Here is a 2,725-nt window from a genome sequence, read left to right as displayed (position 1 = left end):
ACCGCCGCGGCCTCCGGCTGCGTACCCAGGGCCTCCCCGAGTACGTAGTCGGCCAGCGCCTCGGGTGTGGGGTAGTCGAAGATCAGGGTCGCGGGCAGTCGCAGGCCAGTGGCCCGGTCGAGCCGGTTGCGCAGTTCGACGGCGGTCAGCGAGTCGAAGCCGAGGTCCTTGAACGGCCGGGTGACGCCCACCCCTTCGACGCCGCTGTGGCCGAGGACCGCGGCCGCCTGACCACGCACCAGGTCGAGCAGGGCCTTGCGGCGTTCCGCGCGGGACAGCCCCGCGAGGCGCTGCAGCAGTTTCACCGATCCGGCGAGCGCTCCCGCCCTGCGCCGCGAGCTCGTGCGGACGAGTCCGCGGAACACGCCCGCGAGCGCGCCGACACCGGCCTGGGCGCGCAGGACGGCCAGGTCCAGGTGGACGGGGAGCAGAGCCGGGCGGTCGAGGGCGAGCCCCGCGTCGAACAGCTCCAGACCTTCGTCGGAGGTCAGCGGAACCACTCCGGACCGGGACATCCGGCTCGTGTCGCCGTCGTGCAGCCGTCCGACCATGCCTTCCGCGATGCCCCACGGGCCCCAGGCCAGTGACGTGGCCGCGAGGCCGCGGCCCGCGCGGTCCTGTGCGAGGGCGTCGAGGAACGCGTTGGCGGCCGCGTAGTTGCCCTGTCCCAGCGAGCCGAAGGTTCCGGCGACGGAGGAGAACAGGACGAACATCGACAGGTCGAGGTGCTCGGTGAGTTCGTGCAGATGCACCGCGGCGTCGACCTTGGGCCGCAGCACGACGTCGAGCCGGTCGGCGGTCAGCGAGGACACGACGCCGTCGTCGACGACACCGGCGGCGTGCACCACTCCGGTCAGCGGCCGCTCATCGGGAATCGCGCCGAGCACCGCGGCAAGTCCGTCCCGGTCCGCGACGTCGCAGGCCGCCAGGGTCACCTCGGCACCGGCCCGGGTCAGCTCGGCGGCGAGCTCCGCCGCACCCGGTGCCTTGGCGCCGCTGCGACTGGTCAGTACCAGGCTGCGTACGCCGTGCCGGGCGACGAGGTGCCGCGCGATCAGGGCACCGAGGGCGCCGGTCGCGCCGGTCACCAGGACCGTGCCGTGCCGCTCGCGCTCTGTCTCCGACACCGACTCCGACGCGGACTCGGGCTCGGCGGGGGCCTCTTGGGGCACGGCCCGGGCGAGGCGCGGTACGAGGACGCGTCCCTCGCGGACCGCCACCTGCGGTTCCCCGCCGGCCAGGATCTCGGTGAAGACGTCCACAGGGGTGTCGTCCAGGTCGGCGAGGAGCAACCGTCCCGGGTTCTCGGACTGGGCGGACCGCACGAGACCCCAGGCGGTGGCGCCCGCGAGGTCGACCGGACCGGTGCCGTCGCCCGCGGTGACCGCGCCCCGGGTCACGACGGCAAGGAGCGCGTCGCCGTACCGCTCGTCGGCCAGCCACTCCTGCACCGTCGCGAGGACGGCGTGCGCGGTGTCACGCACGGAGGCGGCCAGGCCGTCGCCCGTGCCGGGTGCGAGGGCGTAGAGGACGACGTCCGGCACTCGGTCCAGGGAGGCGAGGTCCTCGTACGTGGGGATGCCGAGCGCTTCGAACGCGGCCGACTCCCCCAACAGCGCCCAGTCCCTCGACCCTTCACTTGTCCCTTCCTTCGCCGGCGCCGACGCAGAGCCCGAAGCGGAGCCCGACGGCGACGTGGGTGCCGTCTGCGGCGACCACTCCAGGGTGAACAGGGCGTCCGTGCTGCCGGTCTCGCTCCGGAGCAGCTCGGGCGAGACCGGGGCGAGTGTCACGCGGTCCGCGACCGCGACCAGTCCGCCGGTCTCGTCTGCCACGGCCACCGATACGCCCTCGCGTACGGGACGGACCCGTACACGCAGCGCGGTCGCGCCCACAGCCGCCAAGGACACTCCGGACCACGCGGACGGCACGCCGCCCGCTGCCGCGTGCAGGGCGGCGTCGAGGAGCGCCGGGTGCAGGCCAAAGCCGTCGACGTCCGTGCCCTCGGGCAGCGCGACCTCGGCGTACAGCTCGTCACCGCGCCGCCACAGCGACCGCAGCGCGCGGAACGCGGTGCCGTGGTCGTAGCCCTCGTCGGCGAGGTCGTCGTACACGCTCTGCGCAGTCACCTCGACGGCGTCCCGCGGTGGCCAGACGGCGAAGTCCGCCTCGTCCGCCGACTGCGGCCGGGCGAGGGTCAGCGCGCCGGTGGCGTGCAGGTTCCACTCCGCCTCGGGGCCGTCGGCCTCGGCTCGCGCGTACACCTCCACCGTGCGGCGCCCTTCCGCGTCCGCCGCCCCCACGGTCAGCTGGACGGCGACACCCGCCCGCTCCGGAAGCACCAGTGGAATCCGTACGTTCAGCATGGCCAGCGAATCGCAGCCGAACCGCTCACCCGCGTGCAGCGCCAGCTCGACGAAGACCGTGCTCGGCACGACGACCGTGCCGTACACCAGATGGTCGCCGAGCCACGGGTGCGTCTCGACCGAGAGCCGCCCGGTGAACAGGAACCCGTCCGAACCGGCCAGCCGCACCCCGGCCGCCAGCAGCGGATGACCGGCACCGCTGAGGCCCGCCGCCGTGATGTCGCCCACGGGGGCGACCGGAGCGGAGAGCCAGTAGCGGTCGTGCTGGAAGGCGTAGGTGGGCAGGTCGACGCGACGGGCGCCGGTGCCGGCGTAGTACGCGGTCCAGTCAACTGCCCTGCCGCGCACGTGGAGTTCGG

1 protein-coding gene is annotated in these 2,725 nt (G+C 74.1%); it reads right to left on the bottom strand.

Annotated elements, in window-relative coordinates; genetic code table 11:
- The coding region (locus EES42_RS45270) for a type I polyketide synthase (protein ID WP_164495499.1) at positions 1-2,725 on the bottom strand (2,725 nt) is incomplete at both ends.

The organism is Streptomyces sp. ADI95-17 (assembly GCF_003846175.1).
Lineage (GTDB): Bacteria > Actinomycetota > Actinomycetes > Streptomycetales > Streptomycetaceae > Streptomyces > Streptomyces sanglieri.
The sequence above is the reverse complement of the archived record's forward strand: the minus strand, read 5'-3'. Positions and strand labels throughout refer to the sequence as shown.